The sequence below is a fragment of the Sphingomonas sp. BLHR8 genome (genome assembly GCF_056821725.1).
Map to the genome: position 1 here is coordinate 978,434 of NZ_JBPDIM010000001.1, position 17,008 is coordinate 995,441.

Genomic DNA, 17,008 nt, shown 5'->3' on the forward strand with positions numbered 1-17,008 from the left:
GGGACAAGGCGCGCTTGGCAGCCCATGGTCCCCGGGCAATGGCTGCACTGCGCGGCCTGTTCCGGCCAATCACTTGCTGCGGAGCGGGAGCGGTATTGGGCTTCACTTTCGGGTTGCTTGCCTGGCGAAAGGCGCTAAAGGCGTCGCTCCTGTTCCAACGTGGTGTAACGCTAACACATGGTTTCGTCGATCGCTCACTTGCGCTCTGCGCCCCTCACCCGCGATCTGGCGGACTCGCTCGCGCGGGTGTCCAGCGGCGAAGAGATGCTCGCAGTGTTCGCCGATCTATGCACGCCGGCGGAGGTGCAGGCGATGGGCGAACGCTGGCACGTCGCCCGGCTGCTGAACGAGGGAAAAATGACCTATCGCGAGATCCACGACGCGACCGGCGTCAGCACGACGACGATCGTCCGCGTTGCGCGCTTCCTGCGACAGGAGGATTTCGGCGGTTACCGGCTGCTCCTCGCCAAGGCGGAGCGTGCATCGTGATCGAAGCGCCGCGGCTGCACATTGCCATCCAGAAGTCCGGACGCCTCGCCGAACAGTCGCGCGAACTCCTCAAGGAGTGCGGCATCCGCTTCAGCGAAGGCGTCCGCGGACGGATGACCGCGCGGGCGGAGAATTTCCCCCTCGACCTCATGTTCGTGCGGGACGACGACATCCCGACCTTTGTCGCGGACGGCGTGTGCCAGCTGGGCATCGTCGGGCTGAACGTGCTCGAGGAGCAGGACGCGGCCATCGCCGACCGCCTGCAGCTCGTGACGAAGCTCGGCTTTGGCTATTGTGACCTGCGCATTGCCGGGCTGGCCAGCGAAGGGCCGCTCAACCTGTCTGACGTCGACGGTCAGCGCATCGCCACCAGCTACCCGCGGCTCCTGTCGCGTTTCCTTGCCGACCGCGGCCTCCACGCCGAGATCGTCGAGATGCAGGGCGCGGTCGAGATTGCGCCCCGGCTCGGGATCGCGCGCTTCGTGTGCGACCTCGTCTCGAGCGGCGAGACGCTTCACGCCAATGGGCTAAAGGCGTTCTGCGATGTCCTCGCGAGCGAGGCGGTGCTGGTGCGCACGGGGGGTGCCATGTCACCCGAGCTCGACCGGCTCGCTCATGCGCTCGCTCAGCGGATCGACGGCGTGCGGACGACCGCGGGCAGCAAATATATCGTGCTCAACGCACCCGAGAGCGCGGTCGCGGCAATTTCGAACATCCTGCCGGGAGTTGAAGCGCCCACCGTCGTGCCGCTGATCGGGCGGCCGGGCTATGTCGCGGTCCAGGCGGTGTGCCAGGAATCGGTGTTCTGGGAGACGCTCGAGGCGCTCAAGGCGGCCGGCGGTTCGGGCATCCTCGTCATGCCGATCGAAAAGATGATGCTATGACGCGGTTCGACTGGGCAGATGAGGCCGCGCGCGAACAAGCGCTGGCCCGCCCTGCCGCACGCTCCGATGATGCGCTGTTGGCGCGCGTGAGCGACATCGTTGCGCAGGTGCGGTCGGACGGCTGGGCGGCGGTGAACCGTCTCGCGCGCGAAATCGACGGTGCGCCGCCGCGGACGGTGTCCGTGGCGGAGGCGGCGCCGACGGCGCGTGCGGCGGTCTCCACCGAAGCGCAGGCGGCGATGGCGCTCGCGGCCGAAAATATCCGCGCCTTTCACTACGCGACGATGCCTTCCGACATGACGGTCGAGACGACCCCCGGAGTGCGGCTGACGCAGGCGTGGCGACCGCTCGACCGTGCGGGTCTCTATGTCCCCGGGGGGAGCGCGCCGCTGTTCTCGACGCTGCTGATGCTCGGTATTCCGGCAAAGGTCGCGGGCGTGCGCGAGCTGGTGGTAACGACGCCGCCGACGCAAAGCGGTGCGCTGGACCCGGCCATCGTGCTCGCCGCCGAGCTGTGCGGGATCGAAACCGTGTGGCTGCTCGGCGGTGCGCAGGCGATCGCGGCCATGGCCTTTGGCGCGGGCGAGGTTGCGCGGGTCGACCGCATCTTCGGCCCGGGCAATCGCTGGGTCGCCGCGGCCAAGACGATGGTCGCGGGCATGCCCGGAGGTCCGGGGATCGACCTCCCCGCAGGTCCGAGCGAACTGATGGCGATCGCCGACGACAGCGCGAATCCTGCCGTGGTCGCCGCCGACCTGCTCAGCCAGGCGGAGCATGATGCGGATGCGCAGGTGCTGCTCGTGTCCCCTTCGGCGGCGACGCTCGACGCGGTCGAACGTTGCTTTGCCGACCAGCGCGCGACGCTGCCGCGCGACGTGGCGCCGCTGCGCGCGATCCTGTGTAGGTCGTTGGGGGAGGCGGTGGAGATCGCCAATCTTTACGCGCCCGAACATTTGTCGCTCGCCTGCGACGGAGCTGGGGAGCTGACCGCTTCGGTTCGGAACTGCGGTGCGCTGTTCGTCGGGCATGACGGTGCGGAGAGTTTCGGCGACTACCTGACCGGCGGCAATCACGTGCTGCCAACCGACGGCGCCGCGCGCTTTACCAGCGGCGTCACGGTGCACAGTTTCCTCAAACCGATCACCGTGCAGCAGATCGACCGCGACGCCGCGGCGACGCTGGCTGAGCCCGCGGCGCTGCTCGCGCGGCTCGAAGGACTGGAGGCGCACGCCCGCGCCGCCGAAGCGAGATTGCGGCGATGACGGCCAAGTTTCCGTTCCTGCGCGATGGGCTGCGCTCGACCGGCGGGCCGCCGCCCTCGCCCTCGCCGCTGTCGGTGCGTGCGGCCGAGCTTTACGCACAATCGGCGGAAAGCGTCTGCGATGTCGCCGGGCTGGCGGGAGCGCTCGACCTCCTCATGCCGCTGCTTGGCGGGGATCGGCGCATCGCGCTGGTCGCCGCGCCCTTCGACCCTGCCCTTCCGCTGTGGGCGGCGGCGGCGGCGCATCATGGGCTGCCGTTCGAGTGGCTCGACGAGTTGCCCTCCCCCGCGGACGGAGGCTGGGCGATGATCGGACTCGGGCTCGATCGTCGGCTCACGCCAGCATCGGCGGAACAGGCGCGCGCCGTCGCCACCGCGCACCGGCGCAGCCTTGTCCTGGCGGATGCGCGCTTGAGCGATGCGGTAAACGGCGACCCGGCTCGGGGCGAGGCCGACAATTTGCTCACGCTCGGCTCGCTGACATGGCCGGGCGGCGCGCAGGACGACGATGTCGCGGCGATCATCGGACCGCCCGCCCTGATGGAGGTGCTGCGACTCTATGCGGCGCGGCGGCCGCTCCCCTCAGCCATCGCGGAGGAAGCGCTGCGCCGGCTCGGCGCGGAGCGGTTGGCGATCGCGGCGCACGAGGCGCATGCGCTGGCCGAGGAGGTGGCGCGCGTGGCTCAGGTGCTGGCGGGGCGACCGGGGGTGAGCGAGGCCATCGCCGCGTCCCCGCTGTTGCTGCTGCGCGGCAACGATCCCGCGAAGGCGCTCGCCCGCTGGGGCGTGACGCCGGCGTCGCGGACCGACGAAGAAGCCGCGATCGACCTCAGCAGCGAAGCCACGCGTCGGGCTGTGCTGGCAGCGTTTGGCGCTGGCGAGAGCGAGGCGCGCGCACGCGTTGCGACGCGGACGCGTTTGACCGCGGAAACGCGCATCGCCGTCCGCGTCGACCTCGACTCGCCAGCGCCGCGCGAGATCGCGACCGGCGTGCGGTTCTTCGATCATATGCTCGACCAGGTCGCGGCGCATGGCGGTTTTTCGCTGGTGCTGAGCTGCGAGGGCGATGTCGATGTCGACGCGCATCACAGCGTCGAGGATTGCGCGATCGCGCTCGGAGAGGCCCTGCGTGAGGCGCTGGGCGACAAGCGCGGCATCGATCGCTTCGGCTTCGTCCTGCCGATGGACGAAAGTCGCGCCGAGGTGCTGATCGACCTGTCGGGCCGCCCCTATTGCCGGTTCGATGGCGCGTTCAGCAGCGAGCGGGTCGGCGACCTGCCGCTCGAGATGGTGCCGCACGTCTTCCGTTCGCTCAGCGACGCGATGGCGGCATCGCTGCACGTGCGGGTCGACGGAGAGAATGACCACCACAAGGTCGAGGCCTGTTTCAAGGCGCTGGGCCGCGCGCTGCGGATGGCGGTCGCGCGCGAGGGCGGGCGCGACAGCGTGCCGTCGACGAAAGGCATGCTTTGAAGCGCGTCGCCCTCCTCGACCTCGGCTACGGCAACACGCATTCGGTCGCGCTCGCGTTTCGGCGGCTCGGCTGCACGGTTGACCTTGTCGAAGACCGCGACGCGGCCGCCACTGCGGATCGGCTGGTGCTTCCCGGTGTGGGCGCGGCGGCGGCGGCGATGCGCGCGCTTGGCGAACGCGATCTCGTCGGCGTCATTCGCGAGCGCACGGCGCCGACCCTTGGCATCTGTCTCGGCATGCAGCTCCTGTTTGCGAGCAGCGAAGAGGATGGCGGCACGCCGCTGATCGGGCGCCTGCCGGGGAACGTCACCCGGCTGCGCCCCGAAGCGGCGGTGGTGCCGCACATGGGCTGGAGCCGGCTGACGACCGCATCGCCCGACACGCCGATTGGCCAAGGAAGCTACATGTACTTCGCGCACAGCTATCGCTGTCCCGACCACCCGAGCGTGATCGCGGTCACCCACTACGGCGGCGAAGTCATTCCCGCCGCGCTCCGCGACGGTCCGGTCTGGGGCGTGCAATTCCACCCGGAGCGCAGCGCCGAGGCAGGGGCGGCGCTCCTCGAAGCGTTCCTCGCGTCATGATCGTCGTTCCGGCCATCGACCTCGTCCGCGGACGTTGCGTGCGGCTCGCGCAAGGCGATTTCGCGCGCGAGACCCGCTACGACGCTTCGCCGCATGCGGCGCTCGACGCATTCGCCACGGCTGGCGCACGGGAGGTGCACGTCGTCGACCTCGACGGCGCCCGCTCAGGGCGAGCGGTGCAGCATGACCTCCTGCGCTCGCTCGCCACGTCCGCGCGGGTGGCGCTGCAGGTCGCGGGTGGCGTGCGGTCGGCGCAAGACGTGGCGTCGCTGCTCGACGTCGGCGTCGCGCGCGTGGTGATCGGGAGCATGGCGCTGGCGCAGCCCGACCTGTTCGAGGCGCTGCTGAGCGAGCATGGCGCCGACCGTCTGGTGCTCGCGCTCGACGTCCGCGTGAGTGATGATGGCGTGCTGCAAATCGCGCGTCACGGTTGGCAATCGGTCGATGCCGCTTCGTTCGACGAAGTGATGACGCGTCATCCGGGGCTCCGCCACATTCTGGTCACCGACATCGGCCGCGACGGGATGCTTGGCGGACCGAACCTCCCCCTCGCCCGCCGCATCGTCGCGCAATATCCACACGTTGCCCTGCAGGCGTCGGGCGGCGTCGGCGCACTCGACGATATCGACGCGCTGGCCGCGACCGGCGCCGCGCGCGCGATTGTCGGCAAGGCGCTGTGGGAGCGCCGCTTTACGCTCGAGGAGGCGATTGCCCGTGCCGGCGGTTAGAATCGTCCCCTGTCTCGACGTGGCCGATGGCCGGGTGGTCAAGGGCATGAAGTTCCGCAACCATCGGGACGTCGGCGACATCGTCGACCTCGCGCTGCGCTACCGCGACGAGGGCGCGGACGAGCTCGTGTTCTACGACATCGTCGCCAGCGCGGACGGAACGACGGTTAGCGCCGCCTGGGTCGAACGGGTGGCGGCGGTGATCGACATTCCCTTCGCCGTTGCGGGTGGGATCGCCGACGTGGCAGCCGCGCGGCGCATCCTTGCCGCGGGGGCGGACAAGATTAGCATCAATTCCGCCGCCATCGCCCGGCCCGAGCTGGTGTCGGAACTTGCGGACGCATTCGGCAGCCAATGCGTCGTGGTCGGCATCGACAGCCAGCGCGACGGCGATGGAGGGTTGCACGTCCGGCAATATACCGGCCGCGCGGAAACCGACCGCCAGACGGGTCTGGCGACGCTCGAATGGGCTGCGGAGGTCTCCCGTCGAGGCGCGGGCGAGATCGTGCTCAACTGCATGAACCAGGACGGCGTGCGCAGCGGATATGACCTCGATCAGTTGCGGCAGCTGGCGGCGGCGGTCCGTGTGCCGGTGGTCATCTCCGGCGGAGCTGGCGCCCCGGAGCATTTCGCCGCAGCCTTCGCGGCGGGCGCGAGCGCGGCGCTGGCAGCATCGATCTTCCACGACCGAATCGTGAGCATTGCCGAGGTGAAGGCTCACCTCGCAGCCGAGGGATATGAGGTGCGCCGATGACCGTCGCCGCTGACACCATCGCGTGGGACAAGATGGGCGGCCTCCTCCCCGCCATCGTGCAGGACGCGCTCAGCGGAGCGGTGCTGATGCTCGGTTACATGAACGAGGAGGCACTGGCCCGCACGCGGGCATCGGGCCTGGTGACATTCTACAGCCGCTCGCGCGAACGGCTGTGGGTGAAGGGCGAAACCAGCGGCAACCATCTCCGCCTCGTCGACATCGCGGTCGATTGCGACGGGGACGCGCTGCTGGTGCTCGCCCGGCCGACAGGTCCAGTGTGCCACACGGGTGCCGAAACATGCTTCGCCGATACGTCGCGCACCCTCCTCGGGCAGCTCGAGCAGCGCCTGCACGAGCGCGCCCGCCTCCCCGTCGACCAGAGCTACACCGCCCGCTTGCGGGAGTCTGGGGTGGTGCGGGTTGCGCAAAAGGTCGGCGAAGAGGGGGTCGAAGTCGCACTCGCCGCCGCCACCGCGAGCGACGCGGACGTCGTCGGCGAAGCAGCGGACCTCATCTATCACCTGCTGGTGCTGCTGATGTGTCGCGATCTCCGTTTTACGGACGTGCTGGCCGAGCTCGCCCGGCGTCAGGAGCGCGATGCGTGAGCCTGTTTCTTTTCTTCCGCGCCCGCGCGGGGTTGACAGTGCGCACGGGCTTGGGCTGAGTGCGTGCGATGTTCTCGAACGCCCCCTTCACGACTTCGGCCGCCCGCGACGGTGCTCGCCGGTGGTGGCGCGTCGCGGAACGATGGCGCGCGCGCGACTGACACCCGAGAGGTAATCAGACGTCGAGGCCCGCGCTCCCCCGCGGGCCTTTTCATTTTGCGCTTCCGCATCGGAAGTTTGCGCAAGGCTTCGCCATGATCATGACCGACACAGTTTTCGCCGCGCCGCGCCCGGCAATCGCCACGCGCACGGCTACGATCGCCCGACGCTTCGAGCCTGCCGCGCTGGCGGCCGCACTCGACGCGCGACTGTTCTTCGCACGCACCGGACAGAGCGCGATCGTCGCGCTGTCGACCGCGCTCGACATCGAAGCCACCGCCGAGCGAGCGGTGCTGCGGCCCAACAACGCGACCGGTGCGATCTTCGCCGATGTACTGGCCATGAAATTTGCGAGCTATCGTTCGAACGGCGGTCCGGAATACGCGTTCACCTTCCCCCGCTGCTCATCGCCCTTCGAGGACGAGCGCGCGAGCGCGGTTACCGCCATCGATCTGCTCGAGGCGGGGGTCCGCCTTGGGGGTGAGGCGGAAGGCGGCAACGCGTCTCCGCCGCTCATCGCGCTCGGCGTGCTGTCGTTCGACCATGTCGACATGTTCGAGCCGCTGCCCGCCATGCCGGAGAGCGATTTTCCCGACCTCGGCTTCTCGCTGCTCGACGCCTATGCGCGCTTCGACGAGGACGGGGCCGCCACGATCGTCGCGGTCGCCGCCGGCAGCGACGCCGACGCGCGGGCGGAAGCGAAACTGGCTGAGATCCTGGCGAAGATCGACGCCTGCGACCCGGCTGCAAGCCACACCGCCGCGCCCTCCCCATGCGAGGCGGTGGCGCAGCCTGACGATGCAGGTTTCGCCGACGTCGTCCGCCGCATGAAGGCGCACATCGCGGCCGGCGACATCTTTCAGGCGGTGCCGAGCCGGCGCTTCACTGCGCCCTGTCACGATGGCACGGGCGCATTCGCTCGCCTTATCGCCCGCGACCCCGCGGCCTATCATTATCGCTTCGTCACCCGGGCCGGCGAGCTGATCGGCGCATCGCCCGAAACCGCGGTCGAGATCCGGCGCGACGGCGGCGCGCGCAAAATCATCGTGCGGCCGATCGCCGGCACCCGTCCGCGCGCCGACGATCCGGCGACCGATCAGGCGCACATGATCGACCTCCTGCAGGATGAAAAGGAGCTCGCCGAGCACATGATGCTGGTCGACCTCGCGCGCAACGACGTGGCACGCGTCGCCAGGCCGGGGACGCGGCAGGTCAGCCGCCTGCTCGACGTGGTCCGCTTCGCCGACGTGATGCACCTCGAATCCACCGTGGAGGGGGAGATCGACGACGCCGTGTCGCTATCGTCCGCCATCCGGGCGTGCCTCAACGTCGGCACCCTCTCCGGCGCGCCGAAGCTGCGCGCGACCGAGCTCATCCGCGACATGGAGGGCGGGCGGCGTGGTCCCTACGGCGGGGCGGTCGGCTTCGTCTGCGGCGACGGGACGATGGACCTCGCCGTCGTCATCCGCTCCGCGCTGATCAGGGATGGCGTTGCCGAGGTGCGTGCCGGGGCGGGCATTGTCGCCGACAGTGACCCCGCGAGCGAGGTAGCGGAAACGTCGGCCAAGGCATCGGCGATGCTGCGGGCGTTGGGAGCGGTGTCGTGACGATCATGATCGACAACCGCGACAGCTTCACCTTCAACCTGGTCGATGCGTTCACGCGGGTCGGCGCGCGGATGCGGGTGCTGCGCAACGATATCGCGCCGGACGATGCCATCGGACACGCGGTCGCCGATGGTGAAGGCATCATCATCTCGCCCGGGCCGGGAACACCCGAGGACGCGGGCTGCTGCATCGACCTGGTGCAGCGCGCCGCCGGCGCGGTCCCGGTGATCGGCATCTGTCTCGGCCATCAGGCGATCGTCGCCGCGCGCGGCGGGCGGGTGGAGCGTGCCGCATCGCCCTCTCACGGCAAGGCGAGTGCGCTGACGCACAATGGCGGGGGGCCGTTCGCGGGGCTCCCCCAGCCGCTGACCATCGGCCGCTATCATTCGCTGTGCACCAATGTCGGCGCGCTCCCCTCCGGCCTCACCGTGGACGCGACGCTGGAGGGGATGGCGATGGCCATCCGTGACGAGGGCGCCGGGCAGATCGGGTTGCAGTTCCACCCGGAATCGATCCTCACCCCCGACGGCGACGCGCTGATCGACAATCTCTATCGCTGGTTGCGCGACTGGAGACCCGCGGGCGTCAAACCGGCTTTGGCGGTGGAGGCGGCGCGATGAGTGCGCTTGCTGACACGCTCGCCCCCCACCGCCTGCCCCCAGACCGCGGGCCGGTGGCGAACCCCCTCCCCCGCCTGCTTGAAGGTCACGACCTTAGCGCCGACGAAAGCGAGCTGCTGTTCGAGCGGCTGGTGCTCGGACGGCTGACCGAAGCGGAGATCGCCGCGCTGCTCGTCGCGCTGCGGATGAAGGGGGAGACGGATGCGGAGATGCTGGGCGCAGCGCGTGCGCTCCGCAATGCCGCCCTATCCTTCCCGCGCCCCGACTATCTGTTTGCCGATTGCTGCGGAACGGGCGGCGATGATTCAGGGCTGATCAATGTCTCGACCGCGACCGCATTTGTCGCCGCCGCCTGCGGTCTGCCGGTCGCGAAACATGGCAATCGATCGGTGTCCAGCCTGTGCGGGTCGGCGGACGTGCTGGAGGCGCTGGGCGCGCGCATCGAGATCGAAGCCGACGCGTCGCGGCGCATTCTCGACGAGGTCGGCTTCTGCTTTCTGTTCGCGCCGCAATATCACCCCGGCATGCGCCACGCGGGCGGGGTGCGGCGCCAGCTCGCGGTCCGCACGGTGATGAACCTGCTCGGCCCGAGCCTCAATCCGGCGCGACCGCCGGTGCAGATGATCGGCGTCGCCGACCCGACGAAGGTCGCGACGATCGCGCGGCTGGGGACGGAACTTGGCGTGGAGCGCACGCTGGTCGTGCATGGCAGCGGCCTCGATGAAGTCGCGCTTCACGGTCCGACGCAGGTCATGGAGAGCACCACAGGCGAGCTGGCCGTGCGCACGATCACGCCCGAACAGGCGGGGCTGGCGCGCGCTCCGTTGTCCGCCGTCACCGGGGGCGACCCGGCGACCAACGCCGAACGCCTGCGTGCCCTGCTGAACGGCGGGGGAAGCGACGCCGAGCGCGGCATCGTCGCCATCAACGCGGCGGCCCTCCTCGAAACGGCGGGGGTGACGCCCGACCTCGCATCGGGAGCGAAGCGGGCGATGGACACATTGAAAAGCGGACGGGCGGGCGCCGTGCTGCGAGCCTATGTGGAGGCGAGCCATGACTGACGTGCTCGCGCGCATCGTCGAGCGCAAACGCCGCGAAGTCGCTGAGCGGCTGGTCGGCACGCCCACGGCCGAGCCCACCGCGCGCTCGCTCAGCGCGGCGCTTGCGCGGCCGGGGGCGCGCTTCATCATGGAGGTGAAGCAACGTTCGCCCTCCGGCCATCGCAGCCGGGCGACGCTGGAGCAGGCGGTCGCGGCCTACGCCCCGATCGCCGATGCGATCAGCGTGCTTACCGACGGCGAGGATTTCGGCGGCTCGCTCGACGATTTGCGCCGGGTCCGGGAGCGGTTCGACGGCCCGATCCTCGCAAAGGATTTCATCGTCGATCGCCGTCAGGTCGCGGAGGCGCGGGCGCATGGCGCCGATGCGGCGCTGGCGATGATGTCGGTGCTCGACGACGACAGCGCCCGGCGCGTGCTCGACGAGGCGCGCCGGCTCGGCATGGGTGTGATTATCGAGGTGCACGACCAGCGTGAACTCGATCGCGCACTCGCGCTCGATCCCGCGATTGTCGGCATCAACAACCGCGACCTCACGACGCTGGGAATCGACCTCGCCACGACCGAACGGCTGGCAGCGCAGGTGCCTAACGACGTGCTGGTGATCAGCGAATCCGGCATCATGTCGAACGCGGACGTGCGACGACTGAGCCCGATGGTCGACGCCTTCCTCGTCGGGTCGAGCCTGATGGCGGCAGACGACATCGCTGCCGCCGCACGCCGGCTGGTGTTCGGCGAGGTGAAGATCTGCGGCCTCACGCGGGCCGAAGATGTGGTGGCCGCGGCCACGGTCGGCGCGACCCATGCCGGGCTGGTCTTCGTTCCCGAAAGCCCACGCGCGCTCGACTTGGAGGCGGCGCGGCCGCTCGCGACGGTCGCGCGCGCGAACGGGCTTCGCACCGTCGGTGTGTTTCGCGGCGCTCCGGTTGAGGAGATTGTTGCGATCGCACGCGAACTGGGCCTCGACGTCATTCAGCTGCATGGCCGGGACGACCTGCGCCACGCGGCCACGCTCAGGCAGGCGCTGCCCGAGGTCGAGCTGTGGGGGGTGTGCGAGGTGGACGGCGCGGACGCCCCGGTCGGCGCCCTCGGGGTCGATCGCATCATCTACGATTCGCCCGGGGGCGGAACCGGGACGGCGTTCGACTGGTCGGCGATCAAGGATCGCTCCGACCTGCCAAGCAGCATCGTCGCGGGCGGCATCTCTCCGGAAAACGCACGCACGGCCGCTGCGCTCGGGGCCTTTGCCATTGACGTAAGCTCGGGTGTCGAGCGCGCACCCGGCATCAAGGACGCCGATCGGTTGCAGCAATTGTTCGCGGCGATCCGCCCCGCTTCGAGGAAAGATACATGAGGCAGTCCGGCCGTTTCGGCCGCTTCGGCGGCATTTTCGTGCCCGAAATCCTGGTCCCCGCCTTGGAAGAGCTCGAGGCCGCGTTCCTCGACGCGCAGGTCGACCCGGATTTTCAGGCGGAGCTGGCGGGGCTGCTGGCCAACTACGCCGGCCGCCCGACGCCGCTGACGCTGTGCCGCAATCTCGGCGCGGGGCGAGCGCGCATCTACCTCAAACGTGAAGACCTGCTTCACGGCGGCGCGCACAAGACCAACCAGGTGCTGGCGCAGGCCCTGCTCGCGCGGCGGATCGGCAAGACCCGGATCATCGCGGAGACCGGCGCGGGTCAGCACGGCGTCGCCACCGCGATGGCTGCGGCGCTGTTCGGGATGGACGCGACCATCTACATGGGCGCGGTCGATGTCGAACGCCAGCAGCTCAACGTGTTCCGCATGGAATTGCTCGGCGCACGCGTGGTCCCGGTCGAGACCGGCGACCGCACGCTCAAGGACGCGGTCAACGAGGCGCTGCGCGACTGGTCGGCGAATTTCGAGCGCACTCACTATATCCTCGGTACCGCCGCCGGGCCGCACCCGTTCCCGCTGATGGTTCGCGAATTTCAGCGCGTCGTCGGCCGCGAAGCGCGCGAGCAGATCCTCGCAACCGAAGGTCGCCTGCCCGACGCGGTGGTCGCCTGTGTCGGCGGGGGTTCCAACGCCATCGGCATCTTCGCGGACTTCATCGCCGACGAACATGTGGCGCTGATCGGGGCCGAACCCGCGGGCAAGGGGCTCGACGGGCACGAACATGGCGCCACCATCCTGCGCGGCCGGCCGGGCATCCTCCACGGCGCCGAAACGCTGCTTCTCCAGGATGAGGATGGCCAGATTTCGGACAGTTGGTCGGTGTCCGCCGGCCTCGATTATCCCGGCGTCGGACCAGAGCACGCGCATCTCAAGGACATCGGGCGCGCCGATTATGTCGGCGTGACCGATACGCAGGCGCTCGACGCCTTCGTCGCGCTCGCCCGGCAGGAAGGCATCGTCGGTGCATTCGAAAGCTGCCATGCGCTCGCGCATGCGCTGGCCATGGCGGAGGAGCGGCCCGACCAGGTCCTGCTCGTCAACCTCTCCGGCCGGGGAGACAAGGATATGGGCCAGGCGCAGGCCTTGCTCGGCGATCGCTTCCGGGGGGAGCGGGCATGAGCCGTTTCGACACCATGTTCGCGCGAACGGCCGAGGCCGGCGAAACGGCGCTCGGCGCATTCTTGATGCTCGGCGACCCGCATGCCGAGGGCACCCTGGCTGCGGTCGACGCGGTGGTAGCGGGCGGTGCAGACTTTCTCGAGCTTGGCATTCCGTTCAGCGATCCGGTGGCTGACGGTCCCGTCATACAGGCGGCGGCGATCCGTGCGCGCGCGGCTGGCGTGACGACAGCGGACTGCATCGCCATCATCCAGCGCATCCGTGAGGCGCACCCGCACGTGCCGATCGGTATCCTCACCTACGCCAACATCGCCGTCGCTCGCGGCTTTCATCGGTTCGTCCGCGATCTGCGTGCGGCCGGGGTCGATGCGCTGCTGGTCGCGGATATTTCGTCGCTGGAGGCCGGCCCCTATGCAGCAGCCGCGCGCGAAGCGGGGCTCGACTGGGTGATGATCGCCGCCAACACCACGCCCGAACCGGCGTTGCGACGCATCGCGGAGGCGGCGTCCGGCTTCACCTATGTCGTCGCCCGCCCCGGCGTGACGGGGACCGAAACCAAAGAGTTCGATCACGCGGAGGTCATCGCAACGCTGTCACGCTGTGGCGCCCCCCCGCCGGTCTTCGGCTTCGGCATCTCCTCCCCGGCGGCCGTGACCGCGGCGCGGGCGGAGGGCGCCGCGGGGGTGATCTGCGGTTCCGCCATCGTCGATCTGCTCCATCGCACAGGCCCTGCGGCGGTGACGCCTTTCGTCGCCGCACTCAAAGCTGCGTGCCGGTCCGGCTGAGCGCTTGCTTGCGTTTGCGCGAGCCGGCCCCACGTTGCGGGCGAGGCTTTGCTACTGAAGGACGATGCCATGCAGCCGATGACCGTGCGCTTGCCCCACAAGCTGTCCCGCGAGGAAGTAAAGACCCGCCTCCAGTCGCGCATCGGCGAATTGCCCAATCATATCCCCGGCGGCTTCGCCACGGTCGACGCCAACTGGACCAGTGAAGATGAGATGGCGCTGCGCGTCGGCGCGATGGGACAGGACGTGGACGCGCGCCTGTTCCTCGAACCCGACGCGGTGCGCGTCACCTTCACGCTGCCCGCCGCGCTCGTTTTCTTTCGCGGCCTGATCGAGAAGACGGTCGAGCAGCAGGGTGCCCGTCTGCTGTCCGACAAGCGCGATCCGGATACGAAGGCGGGCTGAGCGAGCGCCTTGCGTCGCGCGACGCGGTTGGGCATGGCGCGAGGCCATGATCGAGACCGCGCCGCCGACCGCCCTCCCCCCGGCCCTTCCCGCCGCCAGCGCGGTGCGCACGGTCGAACCCGCGCTGTTTGGAAAGCTCGTGGCGCTGTACGGTGGCGGTGGATTTATCGGGCGTAGCGTCGCCGAAGCACTCCTGCGTGCCGGTGCGCGAGTCCGCATCATCCAGCGCCATCCGGAGCGAGCGTTCGAGGTGCGCGCGCTCGCCAACCTCGGGCAATTGCAGTTCGTTGCCGCGGATGTCGAGCGCGACGGCATTGCCGCACGAGCCGCACAGGATGTGGACGCGGTCGTCAATCTGATCGGGCATTTCGGCGGCGATCTCGAGCGGAATACCGTCGGCACTGCCCGCGCCATCGCCGAAGCTGCTGCCGCGCGCGGCATCCCCATGGTCCACGTCTCCGCAACCGCCGCCGATGAAGCCGGCGAAGCGGGCTACGCTCGCGCAAAAGGACGGGCGGAGCGTGCGGTCAACGAGGCGCACCCCGCCGCGACCATCCTGCGCCCCTCCACCGTATTCGGCCGCGACGATCAGTTCATCAACCGCTTTGCGGGACTCATCGCGCGGCTGAAGCTGCTGCCGATCATCCGCAGCGACGTGCGGTTTCAGCCGGTGTTTGTCGGTGATGTGGCGGCAGCGGTGGCGGTCGCCCTTGGCGACCCCGGCCAGCACGGCGGCAAGACCTACACGCTCGGCGGGCCGCAGACGCTGTCGATGCGCAAGCTGCATGAATGGTTGGCGGCCCAGATCGGTCGCAAGGCGCATTTCGTCGACGTGCCCGATGCCGCCGCCGCCGCAGGTGTGAAGGCGTTCGGCTGGCTGCCCGGCGCGCCCATCACGCAGGACCAGTTCACCTTGCTGCAGCGCGATTCGGTGGTGCCGGAGGGCGCGGCCGGCTTCGCTGACTTGGGGATCGTTCCGGTCGCGCTCGAAAGCGTCGCCGCGGGCTGGTTGGAGCGATACCGGCCGACCGGACGCTTCGCCCGCAAGGTCACGGCCGCCGCCTGACCCATGTCGCCGACGCTGATCGCGCTGATCCTCGGCATCGTCGAGGGGCTGACGGAGTTCCTGCCGGTCTCCTCTACCGGCCATCTCATTCTGGGCGGCGAGCTGCTCGGCTTCAGCGATCCCGGTTCGGTTACCTTCAAGATCGCCATCCAACTCGGCGCGATCCTCGCCGTGCTGGTCGCCTACTGGCGCCGCTTCTACGCCGTCGGAACGGGGCTGCTGCGACGCGATGCGGACGCAATCAAGTTCACGCGCAACATCCTCATCGGTTTTCTGCCCGCCATGCTGATCGGGGCCGTCGCCTATGATGCGATCCGCGCGGTGCTGCAGTCGCCGGAGGTGGTCGCGGTCGCGCTGATCGTCGGCGGCATCGCCATCCTCGCGCTCGAACGCCTGGTCCGCACGGTGCGCTTCGACAGCGTCGAGGCGATGCCGCTACGCACCGCGGTCGCAATTGGCTTCATCCAGTGCCTCGCGATGATCCCCGGCGTGAGCCGGTCGGGCGCCACGATCCTCGGCGCGCTCGCCATGGGCGCCGAGCGGAAAACGGCGGCGGAGTTCAGCTTCTTCCTCGCGGTGCCGACGATGGCGGGAGCGACCGCCTATGCGCTCTACAAGGATCGTGCGCTGTTGAGCGCGGACGACCTCGGCATGATCGCGATAGGTTTCGGCGCGGCGTTCATCGTCGCGTTGCTCGTGGTGAAGGCGTTCGTCGCCATCGTGGCCCGCCACGGTTTCGCGCCATTCGCCTGGTATCGTATCGTCGTCGGCACGCTGGCGCTGGTGTGGCTGCTGAACCGCTGATGCGCGCTTGCCCCTGCGCCGAAGGTGCGTAACATCGCTCGCAGTCGCACTTTTCGTGCGAAACGGGGGCAATCATGCGTATTCTGATCACGGCGGCATTGCTGGCTTGTGTCGCGCCGTCGACGGCGTCGGCACAGGCGGCAGCGGCTGAGGCAACGCCCGCGGCCAGCACCGCCGGCGATATCGACCCGGCCCGTCTCGCAGTCGCAAACCGCCTTGCGCTGATGATGATCGCCGCCGACGGGAGCGGACCGGTGCGCGATATGGCGCTGGCGGCATTCGACGCCGAGATAGCGCTGCTGCGCGAGAATGACGAGTTCAAGACGATTTCAAGAGAGAACGCCGCGGCGCGCCGTCTGATGGATCGATTGGCGACCGATGTGCGATCGACGACGTTGAATATGTTCAACGCGAATGCGCAGGCGCAGCGTGACGACCTTGCCGCGGCGTGGGCCCGCCGCTTTAGCGTGAGCGAGCTGACGGAAATCGAGGCATTTAACGCTTCCCCGGTGGGTCGCCGCTTACTCGCGGAGCAAAGCCAGATCGCGCGGGAGGTTGCCCAAGGTCGCGGCGCCAGAGCGCTGCAAGCGGCCATTGAGCGCGCGACTCAGCCGATCATGGCGGCGTTCATGCGCGACGTGCAGGCACTCGCGCGAAAATGACGTTCAGGGGCGGGACAGTTGCGCAGCTTTAAACGCGCTGCAGTCGACCGTCGGAGTGTCTCATGCGCGCGTTGTTCCTTCTCCCCATCGCCCTCGCCGCGACGCCTGTGGCCGCGCAGGAGCGATCAAGCGACGCGGAGATTGCGCGCGGCGCGGAACGCGCGGCGTCGGTGCTCGAAGACCCGCGCAATGCCGACGCGATCGCCGACGCTGTCGGCGGGATGACTGAAGCGATGATGCAATTGCCCGTCGGCGGCCTCATCGAGGCGATGCGCAAGGCTCATCCGCGGGCGGCGCAGGATTTGCCCCGCGTCGATCGCAACGCGACCATTGCGGAGATCACCGGGAGCGATCCGACCCTCCCCGGCCGCGTCGCGGAGGGCACGCGCACCGGCAGCGTCGTCGCCGGTGCGGCGATGCGTGAGATGGCGCGGATGGCGCCGGTGCTGATGGCGATGGGCCGCGACATGGCGGCGCAGATGGAAGCGAGGATCGCCACCGCGCGGAGCCAGCGGGGCGAGTAATC

19 protein-coding genes are annotated in these 17,008 nt (G+C 69.3%); all 19 read left to right on the forward strand.

Annotation, left to right across the window (positions count from 1 at the left end; translation table 11 throughout):
• Positions 1-177 precede the first annotated feature (177 nt).
• The 19 genes from ACRYJK_RS04830 to ACRYJK_RS04920 all read left to right on the forward strand — a co-directional run bounded on the left by ACRYJK_RS04830 (position 178) and on the right by ACRYJK_RS04920 (position 17,006).
• Positions 178-489 carry a YerC/YecD family TrpR-related protein gene (locus tag ACRYJK_RS04830; protein ID WP_482666418.1) on the forward strand — a complete coding sequence of 104 codons (312 nt, stop codon included), beginning with the start codon at positions 178-180 and terminating at the stop codon, positions 487-489.
• Positions 486-1,373, forward strand: coding sequence for an ATP phosphoribosyltransferase (gene hisG, locus ACRYJK_RS04835; protein ID WP_482666419.1), 888 nt, complete (start codon positions 486-488; stop codon positions 1,371-1,373). Before ACRYJK_RS04830 ends, hisG begins: the two co-directional genes overlap by 4 nt.
• The gene (gene hisD / locus ACRYJK_RS04840; RefSeq protein ID WP_482666420.1) at positions 1,370-2,635 is read left to right on the forward strand and encodes a histidinol dehydrogenase; all 1,266 of its coding nucleotides are present in this window, start codon (positions 1,370-1,372) and stop codon (positions 2,633-2,635) included. Before hisG ends, hisD begins: the two co-directional genes overlap by 4 nt.
• A complete protein-coding gene (gene hisB / locus ACRYJK_RS04845; protein WP_482666421.1) occupies positions 2,632-4,107 on the forward strand; it encodes an imidazoleglycerol-phosphate dehydratase HisB in 1,476 nt (491 codons plus the stop codon). The genes hisD and hisB overlap by 4 nt, the downstream gene beginning before the upstream one ends.
• Positions 4,104-4,691 (forward strand): imidazole glycerol phosphate synthase subunit HisH, encoded by a 588-nt coding sequence (gene hisH / locus ACRYJK_RS04850; protein WP_482666422.1) that lies wholly within the window; start codon positions 4,104-4,106, stop codon positions 4,689-4,691. The genes hisB and hisH overlap by 4 nt, the downstream gene beginning before the upstream one ends.
• Positions 4,688-5,419 carry a 1-(5-phosphoribosyl)-5-[(5-phosphoribosylamino)methylideneamino]imidazole-4-carboxamide isomerase gene (locus tag ACRYJK_RS04855; protein ID WP_482666423.1) on the forward strand — a complete coding sequence of 244 codons (732 nt, stop codon included), beginning with the start codon at positions 4,688-4,690 and terminating at the stop codon, positions 5,417-5,419. Before hisH ends, ACRYJK_RS04855 begins: the two co-directional genes overlap by 4 nt.
• Positions 5,406-6,173, forward strand: a complete 768-nt coding sequence (hisF, locus tag ACRYJK_RS04860; protein ID WP_482666424.1) for an imidazole glycerol phosphate synthase subunit HisF — start codon at positions 5,406-5,408, stop codon at positions 6,171-6,173. The genes ACRYJK_RS04855 and hisF overlap by 14 nt, the downstream gene beginning before the upstream one ends.
• Entirely contained in the window at positions 6,170-6,778 is a 609-nt protein-coding gene (hisIE, locus tag ACRYJK_RS04865) for a bifunctional phosphoribosyl-AMP cyclohydrolase/phosphoribosyl-ATP diphosphatase HisIE (RefSeq protein WP_482666425.1), read from the forward strand. The genes hisF and hisIE overlap by 4 nt, the downstream gene beginning before the upstream one ends.
• Before the next feature lie 260 nt (positions 6,779-7,038).
• Positions 7,039-8,544, forward strand: coding sequence for an anthranilate synthase component I family protein (locus ACRYJK_RS04870; protein WP_482666426.1), 1,506 nt, complete (start codon positions 7,039-7,041; stop codon positions 8,542-8,544).
• Between the two features lie 5 nt (positions 8,545-8,549).
• Complete coding sequence (locus tag ACRYJK_RS04875) at positions 8,550-9,164, forward strand: anthranilate synthase component II (protein WP_482667397.1); 615 nt, start codon at positions 8,550-8,552, stop codon at positions 9,162-9,164.
• Positions 9,161-10,225: an anthranilate phosphoribosyltransferase gene (gene trpD / locus ACRYJK_RS04880; RefSeq protein WP_482666427.1), complete on the forward strand. Its 1,065-nt coding sequence runs from the start codon at positions 9,161-9,163 to the stop codon at positions 10,223-10,225. Before ACRYJK_RS04875 ends, trpD begins: the two co-directional genes overlap by 4 nt.
• The gene (gene trpCF / locus ACRYJK_RS04885) at positions 10,218-11,576 is read left to right on the forward strand and encodes a bifunctional indole-3-glycerol-phosphate synthase TrpC/phosphoribosylanthranilate isomerase TrpF (RefSeq protein ID WP_482666428.1); all 1,359 of its coding nucleotides are present in this window, start codon (positions 10,218-10,220) and stop codon (positions 11,574-11,576) included. The genes trpD and trpCF overlap by 8 nt, the downstream gene beginning before the upstream one ends.
• The gene (trpB, locus tag ACRYJK_RS04890) at positions 11,573-12,760 is read left to right on the forward strand and encodes a tryptophan synthase subunit beta (protein ID WP_482666429.1); all 1,188 of its coding nucleotides are present in this window, start codon (positions 11,573-11,575) and stop codon (positions 12,758-12,760) included. Before trpCF ends, trpB begins: the two co-directional genes overlap by 4 nt.
• Entirely contained in the window at positions 12,757-13,545 is a 789-nt protein-coding gene (trpA, locus tag ACRYJK_RS04895; RefSeq protein ID WP_482666430.1) for a tryptophan synthase subunit alpha, read from the forward strand. Before trpB ends, trpA begins: the two co-directional genes overlap by 4 nt.
• Before the next feature lie 69 nt (positions 13,546-13,614).
• A complete protein-coding gene (locus ACRYJK_RS04900; protein ID WP_482666431.1) occupies positions 13,615-13,950 on the forward strand; it encodes a polyhydroxyalkanoic acid system family protein in 336 nt (111 codons plus the stop codon).
• A gap of 46 nt (positions 13,951-13,996) precedes the next feature.
• Positions 13,997-15,016 (forward strand): NAD-dependent epimerase/dehydratase family protein, encoded by a 1,020-nt coding sequence (locus ACRYJK_RS04905; RefSeq protein ID WP_482666432.1) that lies wholly within the window; start codon positions 13,997-13,999, stop codon positions 15,014-15,016.
• Positions 15,017-15,019: 3 nt separating this feature from the next.
• Positions 15,020-15,820 (forward strand): undecaprenyl-diphosphate phosphatase, encoded by an 801-nt coding sequence (locus ACRYJK_RS04910; RefSeq protein WP_482666433.1) that lies wholly within the window; start codon positions 15,020-15,022, stop codon positions 15,818-15,820.
• 224 nt (positions 15,821-16,044) lie between these two features.
• On the forward strand, positions 16,045-16,482 hold the full coding sequence (locus ACRYJK_RS04915) for a DUF2059 domain-containing protein (protein ID WP_482666434.1): 438 nt from the start codon (positions 16,045-16,047) through the stop codon (positions 16,480-16,482).
• A 62-nt stretch (positions 16,483-16,544) separates the two neighbouring features.
• Positions 16,545-17,006: a hypothetical protein gene (locus ACRYJK_RS04920; RefSeq protein ID WP_482666435.1), complete on the forward strand. Its 462-nt coding sequence runs from the start codon at positions 16,545-16,547 to the stop codon at positions 17,004-17,006.
• Positions 17,007-17,008 lie beyond the last annotated feature (2 nt).